General features: G+C 43.4%; 25 protein-coding genes, 2 tRNA genes, 1 pseudogene and 1 CRISPR repeat array (1 of these 29 running past the window's edge). Of the genes and pseudogenes, 21 read left to right on the top strand and 7 right to left on the bottom strand.

All coding sequences use genetic code 11. From position 1 onward, the window contains the following. Window positions 1-83: a CRISPR direct-repeat array (repeat unit 24 nt; unit sequence GTTTCCGTTCTCCCTATGAGATTC) (it extends 501 nt beyond the left edge of the window). 522 nt (window positions 84-605) lie between these two features. Beyond that, window positions 606-1,436, top strand: coding sequence for a DMT family transporter (locus GAH_RS06825; protein WP_048095567.1), 831 nt, complete (start codon window positions 606-608; stop codon window positions 1,434-1,436). A 3-nt stretch (window positions 1,437-1,439) separates the two neighbouring features. Here the strand turns inward: GAH_RS06825 and GAH_RS06820 are convergent. After that, a tRNA-Arg gene (locus tag GAH_RS06820) sits at window positions 1,440-1,511 on the bottom strand. 89 nt (window positions 1,512-1,600) lie between these two features. On the opposite strand from GAH_RS06820, the gene GAH_RS06815 reads away from it, so the two are divergent. The 15 genes and pseudogenes from GAH_RS06815 to GAH_RS06750 all read left to right on the top strand — a co-directional run bounded on the left by GAH_RS06815 (window position 1,601) and on the right by GAH_RS06750 (window position 13,412). Further along, a tRNA-Phe gene (locus tag GAH_RS06815) sits at window positions 1,601-1,674 on the top strand. A gap of 474 nt (window positions 1,675-2,148) precedes the next feature. Then, entirely contained in the window at window positions 2,149-2,433 is a 285-nt protein-coding gene (locus tag GAH_RS06810; protein ID WP_048095565.1) for a hypothetical protein, read from the top strand. A gap of 331 nt (window positions 2,434-2,764) precedes the next feature. Continuing rightward, window positions 2,765-4,284, top strand: a pseudogene (locus GAH_RS06805) (class I SAM-dependent DNA methyltransferase). Between the two features lie 56 nt (window positions 4,285-4,340). After that, window positions 4,341-4,916 carry a hypothetical protein gene (locus GAH_RS06800; RefSeq protein ID WP_156967415.1) on the top strand — a complete coding sequence of 192 codons (576 nt, stop codon included), beginning with the start codon at window positions 4,341-4,343 and terminating at the stop codon, window positions 4,914-4,916. A gap of 576 nt (window positions 4,917-5,492) precedes the next feature. Then, entirely contained in the window at window positions 5,493-5,828 is a 336-nt protein-coding gene (locus tag GAH_RS06795) for a hypothetical protein (protein ID WP_048095562.1), read from the top strand. Continuing rightward, window positions 5,818-6,147 (top strand): hypothetical protein, encoded by a 330-nt coding sequence (locus GAH_RS10950; protein ID WP_245603994.1) that lies wholly within the window; start codon window positions 5,818-5,820, stop codon window positions 6,145-6,147. Before GAH_RS06795 ends, GAH_RS10950 begins: the two co-directional genes overlap by 11 nt. After that, window positions 6,125-6,544, top strand: a complete 420-nt coding sequence (locus tag GAH_RS06785) for a type II toxin-antitoxin system VapC family toxin (RefSeq protein WP_048095560.1) — start codon at window positions 6,125-6,127, stop codon at window positions 6,542-6,544. The genes GAH_RS10950 and GAH_RS06785 overlap by 23 nt, the downstream gene beginning before the upstream one ends. Beyond that, entirely contained in the window at window positions 6,541-7,092 is a 552-nt protein-coding gene (locus GAH_RS10405) for a restriction endonuclease subunit S (protein WP_052747800.1), read from the top strand. Before GAH_RS06785 ends, GAH_RS10405 begins: the two co-directional genes overlap by 4 nt. A 61-nt stretch (window positions 7,093-7,153) precedes the next feature. Next, complete coding sequence (locus GAH_RS10400) at window positions 7,154-7,741, top strand: restriction endonuclease subunit S (RefSeq protein ID WP_052747799.1); 588 nt, start codon at window positions 7,154-7,156, stop codon at window positions 7,739-7,741. A gap of 99 nt (window positions 7,742-7,840) precedes the next feature. Then, complete coding sequence (locus GAH_RS06775) at window positions 7,841-8,896, top strand: hypothetical protein (RefSeq protein ID WP_156967414.1); 1,056 nt, start codon at window positions 7,841-7,843, stop codon at window positions 8,894-8,896. Between the two features lie 249 nt (window positions 8,897-9,145). After that, complete coding sequence (locus GAH_RS06765; RefSeq protein ID WP_048095555.1) at window positions 9,146-9,406, top strand: AbrB/MazE/SpoVT family DNA-binding domain-containing protein; 261 nt, start codon at window positions 9,146-9,148, stop codon at window positions 9,404-9,406. Then, a complete protein-coding gene (locus GAH_RS06760) occupies window positions 9,375-9,791 on the top strand; it encodes a PIN domain-containing protein (protein WP_048095553.1) in 417 nt (138 codons plus the stop codon). Before GAH_RS06765 ends, GAH_RS06760 begins: the two co-directional genes overlap by 32 nt. A 55-nt stretch (window positions 9,792-9,846) precedes the next feature. Continuing rightward, entirely contained in the window at window positions 9,847-12,450 is a 2,604-nt protein-coding gene (locus tag GAH_RS06755) for a type I restriction endonuclease subunit R (protein ID WP_245603993.1), read from the top strand. Further along, complete coding sequence (locus tag GAH_RS10945; protein ID WP_245603992.1) at window positions 12,339-12,746, top strand: hypothetical protein; 408 nt, start codon at window positions 12,339-12,341, stop codon at window positions 12,744-12,746. The genes GAH_RS06755 and GAH_RS10945 overlap by 112 nt, the downstream gene beginning before the upstream one ends. A 9-nt stretch (window positions 12,747-12,755) precedes the next feature. Further along, window positions 12,756-13,412: a M48 family metallopeptidase gene (locus GAH_RS06750; RefSeq protein ID WP_048095551.1), complete on the top strand. Its 657-nt coding sequence runs from the start codon at window positions 12,756-12,758 to the stop codon at window positions 13,410-13,412. A 170-nt stretch (window positions 13,413-13,582) separates the two neighbouring features. Here GAH_RS06750 and GAH_RS06745 read toward each other — a convergent pair whose 3' ends face one another. Continuing rightward, the gene (locus GAH_RS06745; protein ID WP_156967413.1) at window positions 13,583-14,092 is read right to left on the bottom strand and encodes a hypothetical protein; all 510 of its coding nucleotides are present in this window, start codon (window positions 14,090-14,092) and stop codon (window positions 13,583-13,585) included. Window positions 14,093-14,423: 331 nt separating this feature from the next. On the opposite strand from GAH_RS06745, the gene GAH_RS06740 reads away from it, so the two are divergent. The 3 genes from GAH_RS06740 to GAH_RS06730 are packed head-to-tail and all read left to right on the top strand — an operon-like array spanning window position 14,424 to window position 15,904. After that, window positions 14,424-14,873, top strand: coding sequence for an EVE domain-containing protein (locus GAH_RS06740; protein WP_048095547.1), 450 nt, complete (start codon window positions 14,424-14,426; stop codon window positions 14,871-14,873). Continuing rightward, complete coding sequence (locus GAH_RS10720; protein WP_048095546.1) at window positions 14,860-15,162, top strand: hypothetical protein; 303 nt, start codon at window positions 14,860-14,862, stop codon at window positions 15,160-15,162. The genes GAH_RS06740 and GAH_RS10720 overlap by 14 nt, the downstream gene beginning before the upstream one ends. Continuing rightward, window positions 15,143-15,904, top strand: a complete 762-nt coding sequence (locus GAH_RS06730; RefSeq protein ID WP_048095545.1) for a transglutaminase domain-containing protein — start codon at window positions 15,143-15,145, stop codon at window positions 15,902-15,904. The genes GAH_RS10720 and GAH_RS06730 overlap by 20 nt, the downstream gene beginning before the upstream one ends. 26 nt (window positions 15,905-15,930) lie before the next feature. On the opposite strand, the gene GAH_RS06725 is transcribed toward GAH_RS06730, so the two are convergent. After that, window positions 15,931-16,971, bottom strand: coding sequence for an integrase (locus GAH_RS06725; RefSeq protein ID WP_156967412.1), 1,041 nt, complete (start codon window positions 16,969-16,971; stop codon window positions 15,931-15,933). A 178-nt stretch (window positions 16,972-17,149) separates the two neighbouring features. On the opposite strand from GAH_RS06725, the gene GAH_RS06720 reads away from it, so the two are divergent. Both GAH_RS06720 and GAH_RS06715 read left to right on the top strand, forming a co-directional pair. Beyond that, window positions 17,150-18,352 (top strand): pyridoxamine 5'-phosphate oxidase family protein, encoded by a 1,203-nt coding sequence (locus GAH_RS06720; protein WP_048095542.1) that lies wholly within the window; start codon window positions 17,150-17,152, stop codon window positions 18,350-18,352. A gap of 4 nt (window positions 18,353-18,356) precedes the next feature. Beyond that, window positions 18,357-18,803 (top strand): pyridoxamine 5'-phosphate oxidase family protein, encoded by a 447-nt coding sequence (locus GAH_RS06715; protein WP_048095541.1) that lies wholly within the window; start codon window positions 18,357-18,359, stop codon window positions 18,801-18,803. Here GAH_RS06715 and GAH_RS06710 read toward each other — a convergent pair. The 4 genes from GAH_RS06710 to GAH_RS06695 are packed head-to-tail and all read right to left on the bottom strand — an operon-like array spanning window position 18,792 to window position 21,199. Further along, the gene (locus tag GAH_RS06710) at window positions 18,792-20,138 is read right to left on the bottom strand and encodes an RsmB/NOP family class I SAM-dependent RNA methyltransferase (protein WP_048095540.1); all 1,347 of its coding nucleotides are present in this window, start codon (window positions 20,136-20,138) and stop codon (window positions 18,792-18,794) included. The genes GAH_RS06715 and GAH_RS06710 overlap by 12 nt on opposite strands. After that, the gene (locus GAH_RS06705) at window positions 20,108-20,404 is read right to left on the bottom strand and encodes a DUF424 domain-containing protein (protein ID WP_048095539.1); all 297 of its coding nucleotides are present in this window, start codon (window positions 20,402-20,404) and stop codon (window positions 20,108-20,110) included. Before GAH_RS06705 ends, GAH_RS06710 begins: the two co-directional genes overlap by 31 nt. After that, the gene (locus tag GAH_RS06700; protein ID WP_048095538.1) at window positions 20,401-20,808 is read right to left on the bottom strand and encodes a translation initiation factor IF-2 subunit beta; all 408 of its coding nucleotides are present in this window, start codon (window positions 20,806-20,808) and stop codon (window positions 20,401-20,403) included. Before GAH_RS06700 ends, GAH_RS06705 begins: the two co-directional genes overlap by 4 nt. Further along, window positions 20,795-21,199, bottom strand: coding sequence for a GIY-YIG nuclease family protein (locus tag GAH_RS06695; RefSeq protein ID WP_048095536.1), 405 nt, complete (start codon window positions 21,197-21,199; stop codon window positions 20,795-20,797). The genes GAH_RS06700 and GAH_RS06695 overlap by 14 nt, the downstream gene beginning before the upstream one ends. Window position 21,200: the final 1 nt, after the last annotated feature.

The following is a 21,200-nucleotide window of genomic DNA, read 5'->3' as shown; positions in this document are numbered from 1 at the left end:
GTTTCCGTTCTCCCTATGAGATTCATATCCCAACGACGCATATATTCGGGTCTCTCGTGGTTTCCGTTCTCCCTATGAGATTCCGATGTTCAAATTTCTCCTTTGCCCATTTATAACCTTTTTCCCACCCGCTTTTTTCAGGGGTGATTGGTTGCATGCAATTTTGGGCGTGAGTATTTAAAGAGCAGCCAATTTTTGAAAGGCTTTCTCAGGAGAGATACTTGGGAGTTTTGGGAGAGGGAGCCTAATTGCAGAGTTAGGGGACGTGGGAATTCGCAAATTCAATCCATTAACTACGTGAATTTTTATTCGTCTGGAAAATCAGATAGTTTTTACCATAAAACAAGTTTAATTTACTCAGTTTAAGAATAATAAATCCCAGCTATATTTAAAATACTACCAGAGCTCAGTGTGTTAAGTGCCCCACACCATTTGTTTGTCTTTTTGAGATGAGACCAATTTGACTTCCTGTGGAAAATCATTGTTGGGCTGCTTTCCAGATACACGCGCTTGGTTTCAGATAACTTTCAGCAGCCCACAACCTAAAAATGAGTAATGGCCCAGTCCACACAAACAATTTTCTACCCTCAGTGCAAATACCATCGGTGAACGGCATAATCTATGCACTGCTCGCGTCAGTTTTCTGGGGAACGAACGGCGTGCTCCTGAGAGTTGGGCTCAGAGGAAAGGATGTCGTTTCATCCACGATGACCATAATGCTGGTCGTGTCTGCCATCACATTCGCTTTCTCTTTCGGAGATCTTCACAGAACCGCTACCGATCCGGTAAAACTCGCGTATCTATTCCTCGCCGGCTTTTTCTCGTACTTTGTCGCGAGAGTCATAACATACAGGTCTGTGACGGAGGTGGGCTCATCGAGGGCGTTCTCTGCCACATCCACGAGGATTCTTTTCTCAGCATTGTTCGGATACTTCCTGCTCTCCGAGGACATGGGACTCTACACGCTGTCTGGAACGCTGCTGATGATCCTCGGCCTCTACACGTTCACAACCGAAAGGATAGACAGAAGAGAGCTTATCATTTCGACGTCAAGCGGAATATTCTACGGGCTCGCGTCCCTGCTGATAAAGGTGGGGATGCTGGAAAGCGTGTTTGTGAGCGTCTTCATAGCGTCGCTGTCAGGATTTCTGTCTCTCGCAGCATTTTCTGCAGCTACAGGAAGGCTCGAGATCTCGATCAACAGGTACATCTTCCTCTCCGCCATGAGCCTGGCAGCCGGAAACATTGCCTACTTCTACTCCCTCAGCGCAATCCCGCTCGTAATAGCCGTGCCCCTCTCCAACCTGTACCCGATTGTGACCACCACGCTCGCCTACATTTTCTTGAAAAGCGACGAGCTTGTTGGAATCAGAACGTTTGTCGGCTCGGTTCTGACTGTAGCCGGGGCATCGCTGATATCAGTCAGCATATCTTAGCAGCGGGCCCGCCGGGATTCGAACCCGGGTTAGAGGCTCCGAAGGCCTCTGGGATATCCACTACCCTACGGGCCCAGCCCCGATTAGGCTAAGATCTCCTGCTTAATAACTCTTGTTTTCGACCAAAAACTAAAAATATCCTGAGCCATAGTATCTCACACTGAGCCCGGGTAGCTCAGCTTGGGAGAGCGTGCGGCTGAAGACCGCATAGTCGCCGGTTCAAATCCGGCTCCGGGCATTCCAATTCTCAAAACTGAAATCTCTAGAACGTTTCCTGTTCTCAAAAAGGTTGCAAAGGCATCCATTATCTCAGAAATCCTACCTCCATAGTTTTCTTTCAGAAATATATAGTTCTCCTTAGAAAACCAGATTGTCATTCTGAGCTTTCTCCTTCCTTTTTTCTCAAAATCCGGGCTTTTCTCGGAGTTTATTCTATCTGGACGTTCATGAACGTCCATGGACGTCATAGTGATAAATATAGCATAACAGATATATAAATTTTTTGTAGCAAAAACTAAATTTATTCAGATTGCACACAGGAAAGATTACAACCATGATTCACGAAATTTTTGCATGCACAAATTCATGTGTGTGCACCCTCCACGAAAGAGTATCAAGTGATCACAAAAGAAGGCAGGAGAGGGCTTCTTTTCATGCACTTTGGAAGAAAGGTGCATGAATTTCATTCCAACATTCATCCATTTTATGCAGAATGGAAGAAAGGAAGAAAGGTTTCTTCCATGGAAGAAAGGTGCATAAATTTCATGCAAAATGGAAGAATTCTGCATTTTTCACGGTTTTATGCGATTTCTGGAGAGGTGATCCAATGGATAAACCAGTAAAAATCAGCGTTCACGTGAATGAAGATGAATGGCTGGCTTTCAAGAATTACGTTTTATCCAAATACGGCTGTCTCTGGAAGTATCTCGGTGAGGAATTATCCAAGGCAATAAAGCTCTACCTCTCACAAGTGGCGGATGCACACACAAGAAAATGAACACACATAATTTCGAGTTTGGCATGACTATAAATGGAGAGTGATCAGCAGGAATTCAACAGAGAATCAACCACAATCAACTGTTGATCAGCAATCAATCAACAATATCAACACCATGTTGATTCTCAAATCAGCAGGATCAACTGATCAATCAACAGCTGTTGATTAGCGAATCAACATTCAATCAACATGTTGATTAGCAAAATCAATGTGGTTGATCAGCAATCAATCAACATTGAATCAACGTTGATTGAGCAGATCAACATGGGATCAACAGCGATCAAACACTTTCCAGAAAAATAAAATATGCAGGCTGAATTCATTTATTGTAATGACTCTTGCTGATTACATTGAGATTGAAACCACAAGAGATGAGCTGATAAGAGCATGCAAGCAGGCAGCTGATCTGATAAGAACGAGGGTTGATTACAAATACATTCTCGTTCTCCTTTTTCTGAAAAGGCTCAGTGATGAGTGGAAAAGAGAATACAACGAAGCTCTGAAAACTCTGCTTGAGAAGGGGTTAAGCAAAGAAGAGGCTGAAAACTTTGCAAAGGATAGATCCTTCCACAGGTTTGAATATCCTGAGAGATACACATGGGAAGAGTTGAGAAAGAACATTAACGAGCTGCCTGTAAGACTTTCTGAGGCGTTGAAACTTCTTGCTGAGAAAAATCCCGAATTGCAGGGAGTAGTTGATAGGCTTGATTTTCTTGAGTTTACGAGGCACAGAGATAATTTTGACATTCTTGTTCAGCTTTTTGAGCTTTTCAGCGGGCTAATCTTGGAAGAGCGAGTGATAGCATCCTCGGTGATGCTTATGAATGGTTGATTGGCTATTTCGCACCACAGAAAGCCAAGGAAGGTGAAGTTTTCACGCCCTCCGAGGTAGTGGATCTGATCGTCAGGATTGTTGATCCGAAACCAATGGATAGCATTTATGATCCTGCAGCGGGCTATGCGAGGATGCTTATCAGGGCATACGATTATGTTAAGCGGAAGTATGGCGAGGAAGAGGCAAAGAAGCTCTTCCTTTACGGGCAGGAAGTTAATCCAACAACTTACGCAATAGCGAAGATGAACGCAATAGTTCACGGAATAAAGGATATCAAACTCGAAGTTGGAGATACGCTGAAGAATCCGAGATTCAAGGAAGGAGAAACGTTCAGGAAGTTTGATATTGTCATAGCCAACCCTCCATGGAATCAGGATGGATATGGAGAGGAAGAATTAAAGAAGGCAGAATTCTACGATGAACGTTTCAAGTATGGTTTTACATCAAAGCAATCTGCTGATTGGGCATGGATTCAGCACATGCTTGCCTCGGCAAAGAGGAAAGTTGGCGTTGTAATAGATAACGGATGCCTTTTCAGAGGTGGAAAGGAGAAGCAGATCAGAAAGGCTATAATCGAGGATGATCTGATTGAATGCGTAATTTTACTGCCAGAAAAGCTCTTCTACAACACTGGCGCTCCGGGAGCGATTATAATCTTCAACAAACAGAAGCCAGAGGATAGAAAGGGCAAAATTCTGTTCATAAACGCATCCAACGAATTCGAGAAGCATCCAGAGGTTAGAGAGCTGAACAGGCTTGGAGAACAGCATATAGAGAAAATTGTGAATACTTACAATGAGTTCAGGGATGGAGATGGTTTTTGCAGGGTTGTTAGTTTAGATGAAATTAGGGAGAACGACTACAACCTGAACGTTACGCTTTACGTGTTTCCACAGGAGGAGATTGAGGAGATTGATGTTGCGAAGGAGTGGGTGGAGTTAAAGACTATTGAGAAAGAGATCGAAGAGATTGAAGAGAGAATTGGCAATTATCTTTCTGAACTGGGCTATAAGTGATAAAAATGAGTGATTGCTCTAAGTTGAAAAAGAGTGTAGAAGAAATAAGAAGTTTTATGGATGAACACGGCGAAACAAAGATAAAGGAACTTTTGAGTAAAGAGAATGGTAGAGAAGAATTGGTTTCATCATTTTTTACGCAGTGGGGTATTTTATTGCGCCGTTATGTTGATTCGTTGGGCACAATTGTAGTTCCTGATGACATCCACAGCATCTTGTTGTTATCGGTTCTTTTTGAGGGGTTCGTAAAAATAGTTTGTTTTTTCGAGGGTCCCAATATAATCCTTTCACGTGAAAAATCAAGAAGAACATTGGGAAGCATAAAAAACGAGTTTAAAAAGATACTCTCTGAAAAAGAGGATAACAAAATCAAACTTTGTGAAATTCAAGAGATACTGGATCTATTTACTAAATTGCGGAATGAATTTCTCCATTTTCCATTCTACTACCGCTGGGATTATCGATTTCATTGGCTATTTTTTCAATTAGTCTCATATACTCTGGAAAAGCTTGATTTGTGGGATTATTTAGATGGTGATACTCAAAGAATTGTTAAACATTATGCCAAAAACAAACCTGCAGGCATCTCATTATTAGACGTACCCCTATATAGTGATCAAACTCCAATGTGATTTCAAAACCAAGAAGATAGTGAAAAGGCTCTAAACTAAGTGATTCTTTAATCTATGATAAACTGAAAAGATCGCTGAAGGTAAAGTAAATCGTGGAATGAGTTGAAAATGGAACCTTACCGGCATGAGTTTTGCAGATAGCAATTTCGACCTCTCGCCAAACTTTTAAATTTTCTCAATACAGAAAAACATTCAATGGGTGTAGAAGCCGAGCTTTTAAAGGCTATTTATGCTGAGCTAAAAGTCATAAAAAGAGGAGCTGAAAAAGTTAAGCAGTAAAATCGAGCTTATTGAAGCTGGATTGATTCCAGAAGAAGAGATCAGCGAGGAGAAAGCCAAGGAGCTTGACAGGCTTGTTGAAGAGACGAAAAAGAATGGAATTTCATGGGGAGAAACTCAAAGGTGAACTCGACTTATGAGTTACGAGATTATGATTCACCCGAAAGTTGCAAAATCGGTTAAAGAGACTGATATTGTGAAGGGGTGGGGAGATTGAAATCGATTGAAACGGAAATTGAAAAAATTGAAGGGGAAATTAAGTGACTATTTAAATGAACTTGAGTATCTGGTGGTGAAATGAGCAAAACAGGAATCATATTAACGATTTTTGCGACTGGATTTATATCTGGAATCTTTTTTGGCTTCTATTTACTTACTGGTGAGAATGTAAATCCAGAAAACATACTAATAAAGGCTGGAAATATGTTTTGTGATGCTATTAAAAATTTAAATCCTGAAACATCAGCCCAGTGTAAAGACTACATGTTCTATGCGTCACTTCTGATCAGTGTTTTAGGAATTTTAGAAATTATAGCACTAATTTCCGCTGCGGGAAATTGGATAACTGGTATAAGTGCGTACCTCATTGGATTTGTAATTGGAGTTGTTTTGGTGTTTTTTAGTGGAGGTTGATAAAGAATGCCTAATAACCACAAAGAAACACCAATCGGCAGAATTCCAGAGGATTGAGAGGTTTGTTTTATGGAAAGTTTGGAGTAAGTTATATAATATCTCTAAACAACTTAAGCTCATGGGTGAGATCACAATTAAAGTATCCGTTCCCGATCATGCTGAAAGAGCATTCAGAAAAGCAGTTGAGGAAACTGCCAAGTTCTTCAATGAAAGGGATAGATTCTTTGAATTGATGAGCAAGCTAAAGGGAACGCTGAAAGTAGATAAATCTTGGAAGGAGCTAAAAATAGAGGCCTATGAGCAGAATCTTCTTGGATAGCTCGGTTCTTGTTGAATCGCTCAAAGGGAAAGACTCGGCAGTCAAGATTATCGAGATTTTAAGGGAAAAAGAGGCGTTGCTCGTCATAAATCCGATTGTGTTTAGCGAGGTTACATACCTGTTTATGAAATACGCTGGAAAATCCCGCATGAGGGAACTGTTTTCCATGCTTAATTCACTTGCGATGTTTGAGGTGAATGCCGAAACCGTTTCAATTGCAGAGGAATTCATGCTCGATTACAATCTCCTTCCGAATGATGCTTTAATCCTCGCAACGTGCAAATACTACGGAATAAAGTATTTGGCATCTCTGGATAGCGATTTCGAGAGAGTTTGTGAGGTAGAGAAAATCACTTTAATAAATAACCCGGAAATAGCAGGAGGGATACATTTTTGACAACAGGATTCAAAGAAACACCAATCGGCAGAATTCCAGAGGATTGGGAGGTTGTAAGGCTTGGAGACGTTTTAACGCTAATTAGGAATGGTTTAACTTATCGGCAAAACAAAGAAGGAAATGGGTATCCCATTACGAGAATAGAGACGATCTCAGATGAGAAAATTGATCCAAGTAAAGTTGGTTTTGTGAATAACCTCAAAGAAGGAGAATTAAAAGAATATCAGCTAATTGTTGGCGATATTTTGTTCAGCCACATTAATAGCCTTGAACATATCGGAAAAACAGCAATTTATGAAGCTGTACCAGAAATATTGTTGCATGGGATGAATCTCTTGCTTTTAAGGCCAAACAAAGAGGAGATTAAACCTCGTTTTTTGCTTTACCTACTTAAAATATACCGATTAAGAGGAATATTCAAAAATATAGCGAAAAAAGCTGTAAATCAGGCTTCAATAAATCAAACGGAATTGAAGCGAATTAGAATCCCCCTCCCACCCCTCCCAGAACAGCGCAAAATCGCTCGCCGAAATTCTAAGCACGGTTGATAGGGTCATAGAGAAGGCGGATGAGGCGATAGCGAAAACTGAAAGGCTGAAGAAAGGGTTGATGCATGAGCTTCTGACGAAGGGGATTGGGCATACTGAGTTCAAGGATACGGAGATTGGGAAAATTCCGAAGGAGTGGGGGGTTGTCAAAGTAGAAAATATTGTTATGCCAGAAGATGGGATTAAACGAGGGCCTTGGGGGAGCATGATTAAAAAAGAGTTTTTTGTAGAAAGTGGATATAAGGTGTATGAACAGAAGAACGTCATACTGAATGATTTTACTGTTGGAGATTACTATATTAATGACGAGAAATTCGATGAACTAAAGAATTATGAAATAAAACCAGGCGACATTTTAATGACTTCTGCAGGCACTATAGGCAAAATAGCAATTGTACCCGAAGGAATTCAAAGGGGGATATTCAATCAGGCGTTGATTAGAATAAGGTTGAATGGCAATAAAATTAACATTCTGTTTTTCAAATACTTGTTCGAAAGTGGATTGCTTGAAAGGCAACTCAGAAAATTTACATATGGTGCTACCCAAGTAAACCTTGCGTCTATCAAAATACTCAAACAAATTTTGTTGCCTCTACCACCGCTCCCAGAACAGCAAAAAAATCGCCGAAATTCTTTCAACTGTGGATAAAAAACTCGAACTCGAAAGGAAACGCAGGGAAAAGCTTGAGAGGATTAAGAAGGGTTTGATGAATGATTTGCTGACCGGGAAGAGGAGGGTTAAGGTAGTATGATGAAAATGCTTGAACTCGTTCCCAGCTCTATTGTTATGTACGGAAGATATTTTGTACCACTTTCTGAAGATCTCAAAAAAGCAAAAAACGAGCTATCTGATTTGAAGAGCAACTTAATGCACTTTTTAAAAGAGAAAGGATTCACGATACGAGATTTAGGGGCTATAAACAGGCTTTTCACGTATTCATATGGAGAATTTGAATTCGTGCTGGGTTTACCATACGAGACGGAGTATACAATTAGGGAGAGGTTAATTTCCTTATATAACAAAGATAAAGCTGAGTTTTCAAAATACGAACGTGTATTACTTAGAACTCGTGATGCAAACCCATGGCGTGTGTTAATTTTGTGGAATATCTACCCAAAAAGCAAACGCCACGGCATTGAACTGGAAATTTTTTCTTTTCCCGCATTATATTTCAAGCATTCTCAACTGGGTATCAAACTTAGAATACCTACATCAGTATATGATGAAATTCTGCTGGAAAATGAGCTGTTCATTAAGAGAATCGCCCGAGCTTTACACATGATAGAAATTGTGCCACCAATGCCGAAATCAAAGGTTGCTGATAGGTTGCCTACAGCAGAGATCTTACGTAGATGGGGTTATGGGGATGTTGGCGACTTGCTGGAATCCGCAAACAACAAAATTGAAAATGGCAGAATAGACGATGGACTTGTAGATCTTCGTAATGCTATCGAGCGTTTGTTCAGTCAAATAGCCAATAATTACAAGATCAATTTATCCACCCAGCAGGGTAGAGGAAGCTTAAAAGCATTCATAAATCTCTTGAAACAAAGCGGATATTTGACGAGCAGTATGTATAACACACTGGATAAGATACTACGTTCTGGAATTTACGATAGTGCTTTGAGTGTGTCTGTTCATGGAAGGCATAAATTCAATCTTGATTTACTTGATGGGAGATACGCTTTTACTATTGTGTGTGAATCGTTTGAATACATCTTAGAGAAACTGAGAACATATGGCTTCGATAAACTGAGTAGAGCCTCTGGAGAATACGATCTGGATAAAGGAGGGGGATCTTGAAAAGAATCAATATGCTATCGTAGCAAGAGACATACCAGTTTAAATAACTCGGAAGTTTCCGGGAGGAAACACATAATAAAAAGGATACACACGGCATTGGATTTATTCTTGAGCTTCTCGCTAATGGATGGAATTATGGAGAGACCCCCGAAAATTGCTCTCAGCTCAGAAAACGGGATGCCTCTGAAGTTATAAACCACTCCATAAAAACATTTATAACCTCTCAAACTAAGTGGGAAATGTGGGAAAATGCCAGTGGCAAAAATTGACGAGAAGGGCAGAATTCTGCTGCCTAAGGAAATAAGAGATAAGATGAACATAAAGCCGGGAGAGGAATTTCTGGTGGCAGATGTAGACGAAAATGCAGTTATACTCAAGAGGATTGACGTTAGAAAGATGCTCGAAGACCTTATTGAAAAAGCAAAATCAATTGATCTGGAAAAGCTGGAAAGAGAAATAGAAGAGGAAGGGAACAGAATTGCGAGAAGGAGGTACAAAATTTCTGATTGATACCAACGTTTTCATAGCTGCAGTTAAGAAAGGTTGGACGAAAACAACGGAATTAGTCCTGCATCTCCTCTCGAATCCGGAATTTGTTCTGGTGGCAAATGACGTTTTGCTTGCAGAGTATGAAAGGTATGCCAAGGCGTTTGATGCTGAGAATTTTCTTGAGTTTATGAGGCTCAGAGTTATTATCGTAAATCCTTCAGATGAGGAGATCAAAGTGTGTAGGCAGTATTTTCCAGAAAATGAGGTTGCTGATACAATTTATGCTGCCACATGCCTTAAAACAAATGCCGTTCTTATTACAAATGACAAACACTTCGATTCAATCAGGAAGGCTGGTTTGATAGAAGTATGGAATATTTCAGAGGCGATCAGCAGAATTCTCTGAGCATGGTTGCTCATTCGAAACTATTTTATCTGCCTGAACTGTAAACTCAAATACAGTGAGGAAAGAAAAATCTCAATCTGAAGATTATCTTTCGGAAATACTCGAATCGTTTGGCTGGAAACAGAAAAACCTGAAGCCCGATATTCTCGCATTAGATGAGTTTGTTGATGCATTGAAAAGGCTGAACGATGTGAGCAATGAGGACATCAAAGAGGTTCTGAACTTCCTTGAAACTCGTTCCTTCGATGTTGAGAGCTCAATGCAGATACTCGATGCGATTAAGAAGGGAGTAACGATAAAGGATTCCGAGGGCAACCTGAAAACCATCAAGCTGATAGATTACGAGAATCTTGAAGCCAACAGCCTCGTTTTCTCAAGACAGGTGAGCTTTAGAGATGCAGTAATTCCGGATATCACCCTGTTCGTTAACGGCATTCCTCTCGTAGTTATTGAATGCAAGAAAATGGCGAAGAGCTGGAAGGAAGGTTACTCTCAGATAAAGAGGTATGAACAATCAGTTCCAGAGCTATTCAAGTATGTTCAGATTGGTGTGAGCTTCGCTGACAAACTCGTTTACTTCCCGATTGTCAGGTGGGCTGAAAACGTTCCTGTCTATGAGTGGAAACCGCAGTTCGATATTCTGAAGCCTGAGATTCTGCTTGATGTTGTAAGGTACTTCACATTCTACCGTGAGCAGGATGGAGAGATAACCAAGGTCCTGCCGAGATACATGCAATACAGGGCGGTGAATGCCATTGTTGAGAGAGCGGTGAGCTATGCCAAGGGATTGACCGACAGGAATAAGGGCTTGATATGGCACTGGCAGGGAACTGGAAAAACGTTAACAATGGCGTTCTCAGCTGTAAAAATCAGAGATCTGCTTGGTAATCCGAGCATTTTCTTCATAGTTGACAGGGTTGAGTTGCAGAAGCAGTTATTGGATGAGCTGAAGGGGTTGAAAATCAGCTGTGAGGTGATTGAGAGCATTGATCACCTTAAAGAAGTTCTCAGCCATGCTGACGGCAAGCGTGGCTTCTTCATTACCCTTATCCACAAATTCAGAGAGGAAGAGCTTGCAAAGCTGAGAGAGCAGATGGAGAAACAGCACTGGAGCATAATGAAGAGGAAGGATGTGATCTGCCTGATAGATGAGGGGCACAGAACTCAGTATGGTGAGCTTGCAGCCAGCATGAGAGGAATACTGAAGAATGCGAGCTTTTTCGCCTTTACAGGCACACCCATAGCAAAGAAGGGCAGAGATACATATTCAGCCTTCGGCTATCCAGATGAACCTTACCTCGATCGCTACTTCATACTTGATTCGATTAATGACGGCTTCACAGTAAAGATAGCCTATCAATCAAGGCTTGATGATGTCCATCTCGATAGAGAAAATCTGGAGATCTTCCTTTCATCCAAGCTTGAAGAGATTCCGGAAGAGTATAGAGAGAAGGTTGAGCAGGATTTGAAGAGGAAGCTCAACAAGGTTAAGGTAATTCTTGAAGATAAAAACAGGATTGAGAGAATAGCGAGAGATATTGCCAGCCATTACATCAAATACGTCAGGCCTTTCAAGGCTATGGTTGTTGCGGTGAGCAGAAACGCATGCCTATACTACAAGCAAGCCCTTGACAAGTTCCTGAATGAAAATGAGACGGAGATTGTGATGACCTTCCAGCAGAACGATTCAAAGGAACTGCTGAACTATCTTGAAAAGCTCAAGGAGAAATATGGAAAGAACGAGCTGAAGGAAATTCATGAGGAAATTATAGCAAGATTCAAGAAGAAGGAGAATCCTAAAATACTCATCGTTACGGACATGCTCCTTACGGGTTTTGACGCTCCAATACTGCAAACATTATACCTTGATAAGCCATTAAAAGAACACAGATTATTGCAGGCGATAGCGAGAACTAACAGGCCGTTCATCAAAAATGGAGAGAATCTGAAGGGTGCAGGCCTGGTTGTAGATTATGTTGGAATCTTCAAGTTTCTGAAGAAGGCATTTGAAATGTATGAAGATGAGGATATCAGAGGAGCGGCATACAGCATAGAAGAGATAAAGGAGGAGTTGAGGAAGAAGATAGAGCAGGCTTTCAACTTCTTCGATTTCGAGCTGAGCTATGGCAGGGATGTTATAGATAGAGCGGTTCTTGTTATCTCAAACAACATTGACGAATTCAGAAAGCTCTACTTTGAAATCAGGAATCTCTACAGGCTCTTACTTGAAGACAAAATTGAATTCAAGGAAAAATTCGATCTTCTCAGCGAGATCTACCATGTTTACTTGCAGAGGGAGAATCAGCTTGATGCTGAAATTGAGCAGAAAAGAGATCAGTTTTACAAAGAGGCCCTAAAATTCATCCACGAAACCATTGATGTGCAGAAGATAAAGAAAGATTATCCGGTTGTTGTTATAGATGATGAGTTCATCAGGCGGATAAAATCAGAAAAAGGTGCAAGAAAATTTTACGATCTTCTTTTCCCAGTAAAGAATACGCCAAGGATATCTCTGATGAGAGTATTGTTGAGAGAGTTGATAGAATCGTGCGAGACTGGAATGAAAGAAAGAGAGATATTGATGAGCTTTACGAAGAACTTCTATCTATTGCTGAGGTTATCAACAAGGAAAGAAAGGAAAGGGAGAGGCTCAAGCTAAATGAGAAAGAATACAGAGTTTTCAAGCTTCTCAAATCTCACCTAACTGATAAAACAGACGATACTGAGCTTGTGAATGCTGTTAAGGAAATAATGGAAAGAGTTGATTCGATAACATTCCACAGATGGTTTGAGAAAAGTGAGGTTGTGCAGGAGGTTGAAAGGAGTATTCTGCTATACCTCATAGAAAAAATGAGTGGAAAATTTGATGATATCACAACCACAAAAAATGAGATCGTTCGCTTTCTTGTAAATCAGGCTGAAAAGGAAGCAAAAACTAAAAACTGGAAAAATTAGGTGAAGGCGATGGACGTGCTAGTGGAGAGAAAACCCGTGAAATATGCAAGAATTCAGGTTTTGCCCAATGGAAAGGTTAGAGTTGTAGCTCCACCCGATTTTGATGTTGATACTTTCATTAACTACCATGCTGAGTGGATAAACAAAAAGAAAAAGGAAATCGAAGAGCTTGCAGATGAGATAAATGGGAAAGAGAATCTGCTAATTCTCAACGGCAAATTCTACCACCTTGTTAAAGATAAGAGCTTCGAGATTCTTGACGGTGAGGAGGGTGTTGTGAATTACTACAGCATGAGAAGTCTGAAAAGAAGACTCGTAAGTATGCTCAGAGAAGAACTGAAAAGCACGGTTTCATTCTATTCGAGGCTTCTCGGAATAAAGTATGGCAGGATCTTCATAAAAATGCAGAAAACAAAGTGGGCGAGCTGTTCATCAAAGGCAAATCTCAGCTTTAACCTTGCAATGCTTGCTCTGCCAGAGAAGTTGAGGGGATATATTGTTGTTCACGAACTCGCACATTTAATTGAACCAAAACACACCAAAGCATTCTGGGATCTTGTTGGCTTTTACTATCCAGATTACAAGAATGCTGAAAAGGAACTGAAGAAATACTGGGTTTTAGTTGAGAGATGTAATGTTTGGAGGGAGTTGAGATCCATCAAGTGATTCATGTTTTGTGTGCACCCCCTGAGAGAACGTAACCCAATCTAACCTGTATTATATGGCACAGCTGTGTTATAATTAATAACACAGCAGAACCAAATCCCACAACAAGGAACAGGATACATTTTCGTGAAAAGCACACACAAAAAATTGGAAGAAATGTGCAAAAAAGTTCAGCGGAGAATTGATTCAAATTCAGGTATTGCCTTCAAGAGTAATCTTTCAGCTTCAACAATACTGATGTTGTTCCTGATTGCCCAATCGTTCAGCCTCACGTAGATGAGATCCTTGGGTTCTCTTCCAATTTTCTGGGCGGTGTTGATGAAGGATTCAACTCCCTCGTTTATTACCTCGCTGAACAGATTCTTCAGATCATCAACAAGCTCCTTCTCCTGTTCAGCTGCTTCTTCCTCAACCTTTTTGAGCATGCGATCTTCAAGCTCAATAACTTTTGAGAAATACTCCTTGCCCTTTCTGATCCACTCCTCCAATCCATTCTTGATCTTTCTCAACTCAACAAGATCCTTGGATGCTGTTTTGATATCAAGATCTCCGAAGAAGTACTGCTCAAGCAGAGTTACAACAAGCTTTGAGAGATTTCCACCCTTGCTCTTGAAATCCTCAATCGCATAGATCAGCTTCATGTTGCCAACTCTAAACGAGTAGTGGTGTGCCAGCTCCACCACCTCCTCTGATTTTCAACCCAAGCAAGGCCCTCACTAACCTCCTAACCCACCTGAGCATGTTACGTTATAATACAAAGTGATATATAAATTGTTCGGAACAAAATCGTCAGAGCTTTGTTACAAAAAGTTGAAATTGGTAGCAATTCTATAACTTATTGCATCAATATGATACTATTTGATTCCTATGTAAGCAATATGACGCCAAATGATGCAAAAAGCAACAATTTGATACATTATTGTAGCATATTGTAGCAAGAATGAAGCATTCAGGCCATGTTTCAGCAACAGTTATATCTGGGATTTTTATAACAAGTATTCAGGTGATTTTATGGCCTACTGGCTCTGCATAACCAATGAAGAGAATTGGAAGGTTATAAAGCAAAGAAACATCTGGGGAGTTCCTGAAAGGCACAGGAACACAATTGCCAGAGTGAAACCGGGAGATAAGCTGCTCATCTATCTCAAACAGGAAAGGGATAAAGATGTGGTTAAAGAGCCGAGAATTGTTGCGGTTTATGAGGCAGCTTCTGAGGTTTTCAGAGATTCAAGCAAGATTTTCAAGTCTCCAAAAGGTATGGGAAACGAAACATTCCCGCTGAGAATCAAGCTCAAACCCGTTAAAATCTTCGAAAAGCCCGTTGAGTTCAAACCTCTCATCCCCAAGCTGAGGTTCATCACCAACAAGAAGAAGTGGAGCGGGCATCTGATGGGCAAGGCGATGAGGGAGATTCCTGAGGAGGATTACGAGGTAATTGTAGGAGGAAATGACGTCAAATAAGGGATTTACTCCATCCTTTGCACTTGCGCTTATACTCGCTTTCTTAGTTTGCTTTGTAATCTTACTCAATTTTGTTTCTCTCTGGTATCACTTCCATATTGCTCCTGAAGGCGAATCTGAAATAGAAATGCTTGTAAATGAAGTTAACGCCACGAAAGATGTTATTCAAAAACTTGAGAAAATCGCAAGATGGGAAGGAGAAAATATTGATTACGTTTATGGGATAGATCCGGATTTTTCACTCGACGGTTATGCGTTTTACTCAATTAATGGGAAGTACAAAATTTAGGCCTACAGAGCCTCCATATAACAATGATCCAAAGTGGATTGCCTACTACAAAGTAGGAGGTTGTGGAGAGTTAGCTTCGTTTTTCTATGAAGTTGCAAAGCGTGCAGGCTTTGAAGTCAGAGTTGTCGAAGATAATGGGATAGATCACGCATGGGTTGAAGTGAGGATAAACGATAGTTGGATGGTGGCAGATCCAACAATTTACTGGTGGTATGTGAATGATCCAAAGAACCATTCAGACTGGGATAAACGGTGGTTTAACAACAAGTCTTGGTATGAGCGATGGCATTTTTCAAGAGTTGTAACTCGATCACAAAACGGTACCATTCTGGATCTAACGGCCAATTACACCAAAACATACAACGTAACGATATCAATAGATCCAGAAGTTCAAAATGGAGTTTTAAAAGTAACCACATGGAAAGGAAGCCAAGAACGGATCGTTTTCTATTCTACGGTTAATGGCTCAGATAACATTAGTTTATCACTTGGAAAGAGAATCTACAAATTTGAGTTAATAGAACCAACATGGTATGGCGTTGAAAAATTTGGGAGGAGAGTTTATTCAATTGATGAAATTGAAAGGAAAATTGTCAAACTAAAGATAGAGGGAAAAAGATTGAGTAATGATTGCTATGTTTTTATTGGGTTTTCGTTTGGTGTGCTAATGTCATTATTGGCAATAATGATGCGCCAGCCGATAATGAGACTGTATGAGAAGTTATTAGGAAGAAATAAATGAACTTTTTGAGGGTTTTTCTCAAAAAATTAGAAAGGAATTGGGAATTTATCAACAATCTTCTCATATTCCCTCCAGCTCAGCTTATCCCTGAGATCAAAGTAAGCCTTTCCTCCCATTCCCTTTATCGCATGCCCCATGAAGTATTCCGTTGCAGATTCAGAAACATCATGGCCTAAGCAAAAGTTCCCAAACCATTTCCTGATGGCATTCGCATCAACCCTGCTCTTTTTGTATTTCTCATCTCCTCTCCATCTCTTAACGTTGATCCTGTTCTCCCATGTTTGGTAATCGAGCTTCTTTTTGATCTTCCTCAGCTTCCTTGCAAACTCTGCCGGCATGAATGCATACTCTCCAGATTTGATCTCATTGCTAATATCGGTTAATGGATACCTTGCAACTCTCCCCTTAAACTCAAGCTTCCTTGGATCAAAGTTATACAGCAGATCTAGAGCATGATCAAGCCTTATCCCTGAGAATACAAGCAGTTTGAACAATAGTTCCGTATCTTTATCCTTCCACTTCTCCTTTAACCACTCATAAGCCTGCCTGATCTCCTCATCCTTCAGGTAAATCCCTCTCCTCTTTGATCTTATTGGTGTTAAGAATGGTTGTTCAAGGATCTCCTGAACCATCTCCCTTGGCATTAGCTTCCTCACCTTCAGATACTCCAGCAGAACCCTTACAGCATTCACGTAATCCTTTTTGTTTGTTGTTTTGTGGAATCCCTCCCTCAGCGATTCCTCATTGATCACCTTTCCAGCCAGAACCTTCTTGAGAACATTGTATAATCTCTTAACTCTCTCCTTTTTGGTTTTCATTTTCCTCTCTGCCGTCCAGAAAAGCTCAAAATCCTCGTAATCAATATCCTCAAACTTTATTCCTTCATTGTAGCTGTTATATCTTTGGTGCAATTTGCCACCATTTGCCACCTCTATATGCCTATTGGAGGCATTATTCAACTCTATTTCATTAATGGAGCTCGTATATTGCCCTACGGCTGAAGACCGCATAGTCGCCGGTTCAAATCCGGCTCCGGGCACTTTTTCTTCCGGTTCAATTCTCCGCACTCAAAACTGCAAAGAGTTTGTGAATGCTTGGAAAAGAGAATTCACTGAACAAAACCATGCAACCTCTTTTTAAAAATCCGGAAAGCCAGCACCATCTCATCACCACCAAAAAAGGAACAGTTAAAAGCCTCCCACCCCACAATTAAAAATCGCAGAAATCATACCACAGGTGGCGTTGATGGAGAAGTGGGTGTTCGAGCTGATAGTGGAGAAGATACCTCCGTTCTCGATGTTTGAAGGCGAGAGGGCAGTCATGGTTCAGCTTGTAATCATGCTCCTCGTGGGAGTCCTCGTGTCCATAGCCTTCGGCCTTCCGCTCCGCTCGATTGTGATGGGCAGCCTCGCGATACTCGTGGTCGTGCTGTGGAGCAGGCTCACCCTCATCATCGCTCCCTCGATAAGGTCATTCCGCCCATCCCTGAGCCCGGAGGAGAACGAGATTATCGAGAGGTACAAGTCTCTGCTCTTCGACCGCAGAAGGCCGGAGCTGTTTGCCGGAGCGCTGCTCTTCATCCCGCTTCTCCTCCACCTGATGAGAAACGGGACGCTGCTCCAGTACTACCTGAACAATAACCCATATGCCATAGCCTTCGCAATGGTGCTCGCGTGGGATGTTGCCTACAGGGCAGGGATAGGGGCATGGGTTGGCTCGCTGAACCTCTGGAGGTCTGTTAAGCTGCTGTCGGCCTCGAAGAAGAGGGAACCCCTCGACTACACCTTGCTTAACGACCTGAAGACGATGGAGAGAATAGACAGGAACGGCGTGTTCTTCGGGCTTGCAGGGCTGCTGCTCATCCCGGTTCTGCTCCCGGATCCCCTGCTCACCCTCGCTGCAGCAGCGTATTCTGCCTGCATAGCCGCCATGTCGTTCCTCTCGCTCACCACAGTGAGGAGGGTTCCATGGCTGCCGCCAGACATAATGGAGCTGCTTGAAAAGGCCAAGTTCGCTTATGTAGGCCATGCCGGGAGGGAGTTCCCCCACCTCACGCCGGTTGTTCAGGTGTTTGACGGCAGCAGCGTGTTCTTCGTGACGTCCAAGGCAAGCAAGAAGTTTTCCCTTATAAAGGAGGACGACAGGATCGCGCTGCTCGTCGACGAGAGGGATCCGAGGGACTTCTTCGGAAACAAGGCTGTGATGATGGTCGGCAGAGCAAGGTACTACACGCTTAGGAATGCGATTCCAAACGCCCCCAAGCTTCTGAGGGTCTTCAGGCTCTTCAGGCGAAAGTATAGAGCGTATATAGACAGGTACTCTGAGAGAAGGGACGAGCTTCCCGAGGCGTGGAGATTGACGCCCCTCATCAAGAGGGTTCCGGTAGAGATCGTGCCTGAGAAAGTCGTGTACTGGAGAGGCGCGAGAAAAATAAGGATAGGGCTGTGATACCATGCTCCCTCAGGAGGTAAGAGAGCTTCTGAACACGAACTACTTCGGATATCTCTGCACGAGGGGAGAGTACCCCCACATAACGCCCATATTCTTCACATACGACCAGAGGAGCTCGATACACTTCATGTCAGAGTTCAAGTCCAAGAAGGTGAGAAACATACTGAGGGACAGCAGGGTTGCGCTTGTCGTTGATGTCAGAGACGAGAGTGACCCGTTCAACAACGAGGGTGTGCTCATCAGCGGCTTTGCCAAGATATACCTGCCCGGAGAGAGTGTTATGGAGGACTACGACATAGTCTACACAACATACGAGCTCTTCAAGTCCAAGTACTCCAAGTTCGTTGAGTTTGAGGAGAAGGGGGATGTTGTTGTCGAGATTCGCATAAAGAGGGTGAGCTACTGGAAGGGGACGAGGTTCAAGTCCTTCAGGGTGTCAGAGGACTGACAGCCTGGAGATAAAGAACCCGGCGGTGTCGTGAATGTGCGGGTAAAGTCTCACGACCCTGTCGGCGTGTCTGAACTCCTTCCCCTTGTACCTCCTGAGCCCCCCAAGGCCCATGCCGAGCTTCAGTCTATCCACGCTGAACGTGTCCTCCAGCTTGAGCAGGTTGCCCTCGTTCTCCTCAAACGTTATGCTGCATGTGGAGTAAACGATCTTATCAGCCATTCTCGCCGCATTCCGCAGCATCGCCCTCTGAAGCCTTAGCAGGGCCTGAAACTTCTGTGGCGAGTACCTCCACTTCACCGACGGGTAGTTCCTCACCGAGCCTGTCGAGGAGCAGGGTGCGTCTATAAGAACCCTGTCCGCTGACGCCCTGAACTTCACGCCGTCTGCAACCCTGATCTCCACGTTCCTCACCCCGAGCCTCTTCAGCCTCGCCCTCATCCTCTCCACCCTCTCCCTCGAGTTGTCCACCGCGATAATTCTCCCCCTGTTCTCCATCAGCGCAGCGATGTGGCTTGTCTTTGAGCCCGGAGCGGCTGCGAGGTCGACAACGGTTTCCCCCGGCTCTGGGGAGAGGGCAAGGGTTACGAGGCACGACGCGAGATCCTGTATCACGAAGTCCCTGTCGTAGCCCTCGAGGATTGCAGGTGGCATCTCATAGCTCACAACTTTGAAAACATCCTCAACAGGCGTTTCCTCGAGCACCACACCCTGACTCTCCAGGAGCCTCCTCACGTTCTCAGGGGACTTCCGAATCGTGTTTGCCCTCACGTATATAGTCTGCCTTAGGTTCGCCTCGAGGAGCTTCTCGTAGTCCGGCACCGTTTTCTCGGCGATCCTGATGTACCACTCGGGGTGGAAGTATTTCAGGGCGAGGTACCTCCTCCTGCTGACCTTCCTTATCTCCTCAAGCTCCCTCTCAACGCTCACGTTCTCAGCATTCCTCAGAATCGCGTTGACGAAGCCTGCCGACTTAGGGCTGACCTCCCTCGCTATCCTCACCGCGCTGTCAGTCGCGAGGGCGGGGTGAACGCCCTTAAAGTGCATCTCGTAGACGCCAATCCTCAGCAGGTTCCGGATGAACGGGTTTATGGAGCCGAGGTTCCTGAAACCGAGAGCCTTCTGAAGTATGAAGTCAATCAGGTTCCTCCGCTTGAGAACCTCAAAAACGTAGGCGTGGACGCTTCCCCTTATCTTGTAGTCAAGATTCTTCCCAAGAAAGTACCTCCTCAAAGCCTCTTTGGCCGAGATCGTGTTCTCCTCAACTATCTGAAGAACCTCGGCGGCCAGCTTCTGGGTGGGTACTACATCACCACCATCTGCGCGTGCCAGCATTCTCCGATCTTCAGAACCCTTTTTTCGTCCACAATCCCGATGCTTATTGCGAGCTTCACCGCCCTCTCGCCGGAGATGTTGGCTATCGTCGCCTGCCTCAGTGCCCTCTTAACTTCTTCCTCCCCTACGCTCTCGGTTCCGTAGAACTCCTCCCTGATCTCTATCTTAAGCTCCCCTTCCCTGAAATCTCTCCCTATAAGCTCCTCATCGCAGACGGCAACCATCACTTCTCCTTTTACCCTGTACACCTTCATCCTGAAGGTCATAGACCCTTTACGGAGTGCTTGGCACCGCACGCGAGGCACTTCACGAAGAGAACCCTCTCCTCCCTGACGAACTCTGTATCTGGAGCCCCACACTCCCTGCAGAGCACGTAGGTCTTCACGTAGTCGTCTATCTCCTTCTGAATCTCCTTGTCCGTGAACTTGCCCTGAAGTATGAGCCTGCCCGACTCAACAACACCCGCTGTGCCCAGAGATCTCACGAGGTACTTGTAGAGGTGCTCCTCACTCCTGTTTATCGTCTTGGCTATCACCCCAAAGTTCTTCACTATCGTCCTGCTACCCTCCTTCTGAACGCTCACCCTGGGGATTTCGAACCTCTCCCTGCTGATGACCTTCTCGGGGAGCATGCTGTAAGCCCTTTCAAGGAGTTCATCATAACTCTTCATAGTTCAGCCTCTCTGCCAGCACATAATTAAGCTTTTTCGCCTCCTCTATGAAGTCTGAAGGATAAGTCTCGGAGTAGTAGAGGTGAGAGTAGCACCTGCAGTCCGAGCTGCCAAAGCCCTTTATCCCCTCCATGAACCTGCTCGCAAGCTCAGCTATCTGGTGCTCGTCAGCCCTGCACCTGTACGCCTCCACCGCCTCGGCCTTCATGCTCAGGTAGTCCACATGCCAGTGGAGCCTCTTGTTCCTGCTGAAGTGCCTCCTGATGCGCTTCGAGAACCCCCTCTTCGCAGAGCCGGAGTAAACGTAGTAGCCCCTCCTGAACAGGATTTTCCCGAGCTTCCCGACCTCGATCTCCTCATCCCTGTCGAGCCTGAATATAACGAAGTACATC

Source organism: Geoglobus ahangari (assembly GCF_001006045.1).
Taxonomy (GTDB): Archaea; Halobacteriota; Archaeoglobi; order Archaeoglobales; family Archaeoglobaceae; genus Geoglobus; species Geoglobus ahangari.
Note: the sequence above shows the minus strand (reverse complement) of the source record. Positions and strands in the feature narration are given on the sequence as shown.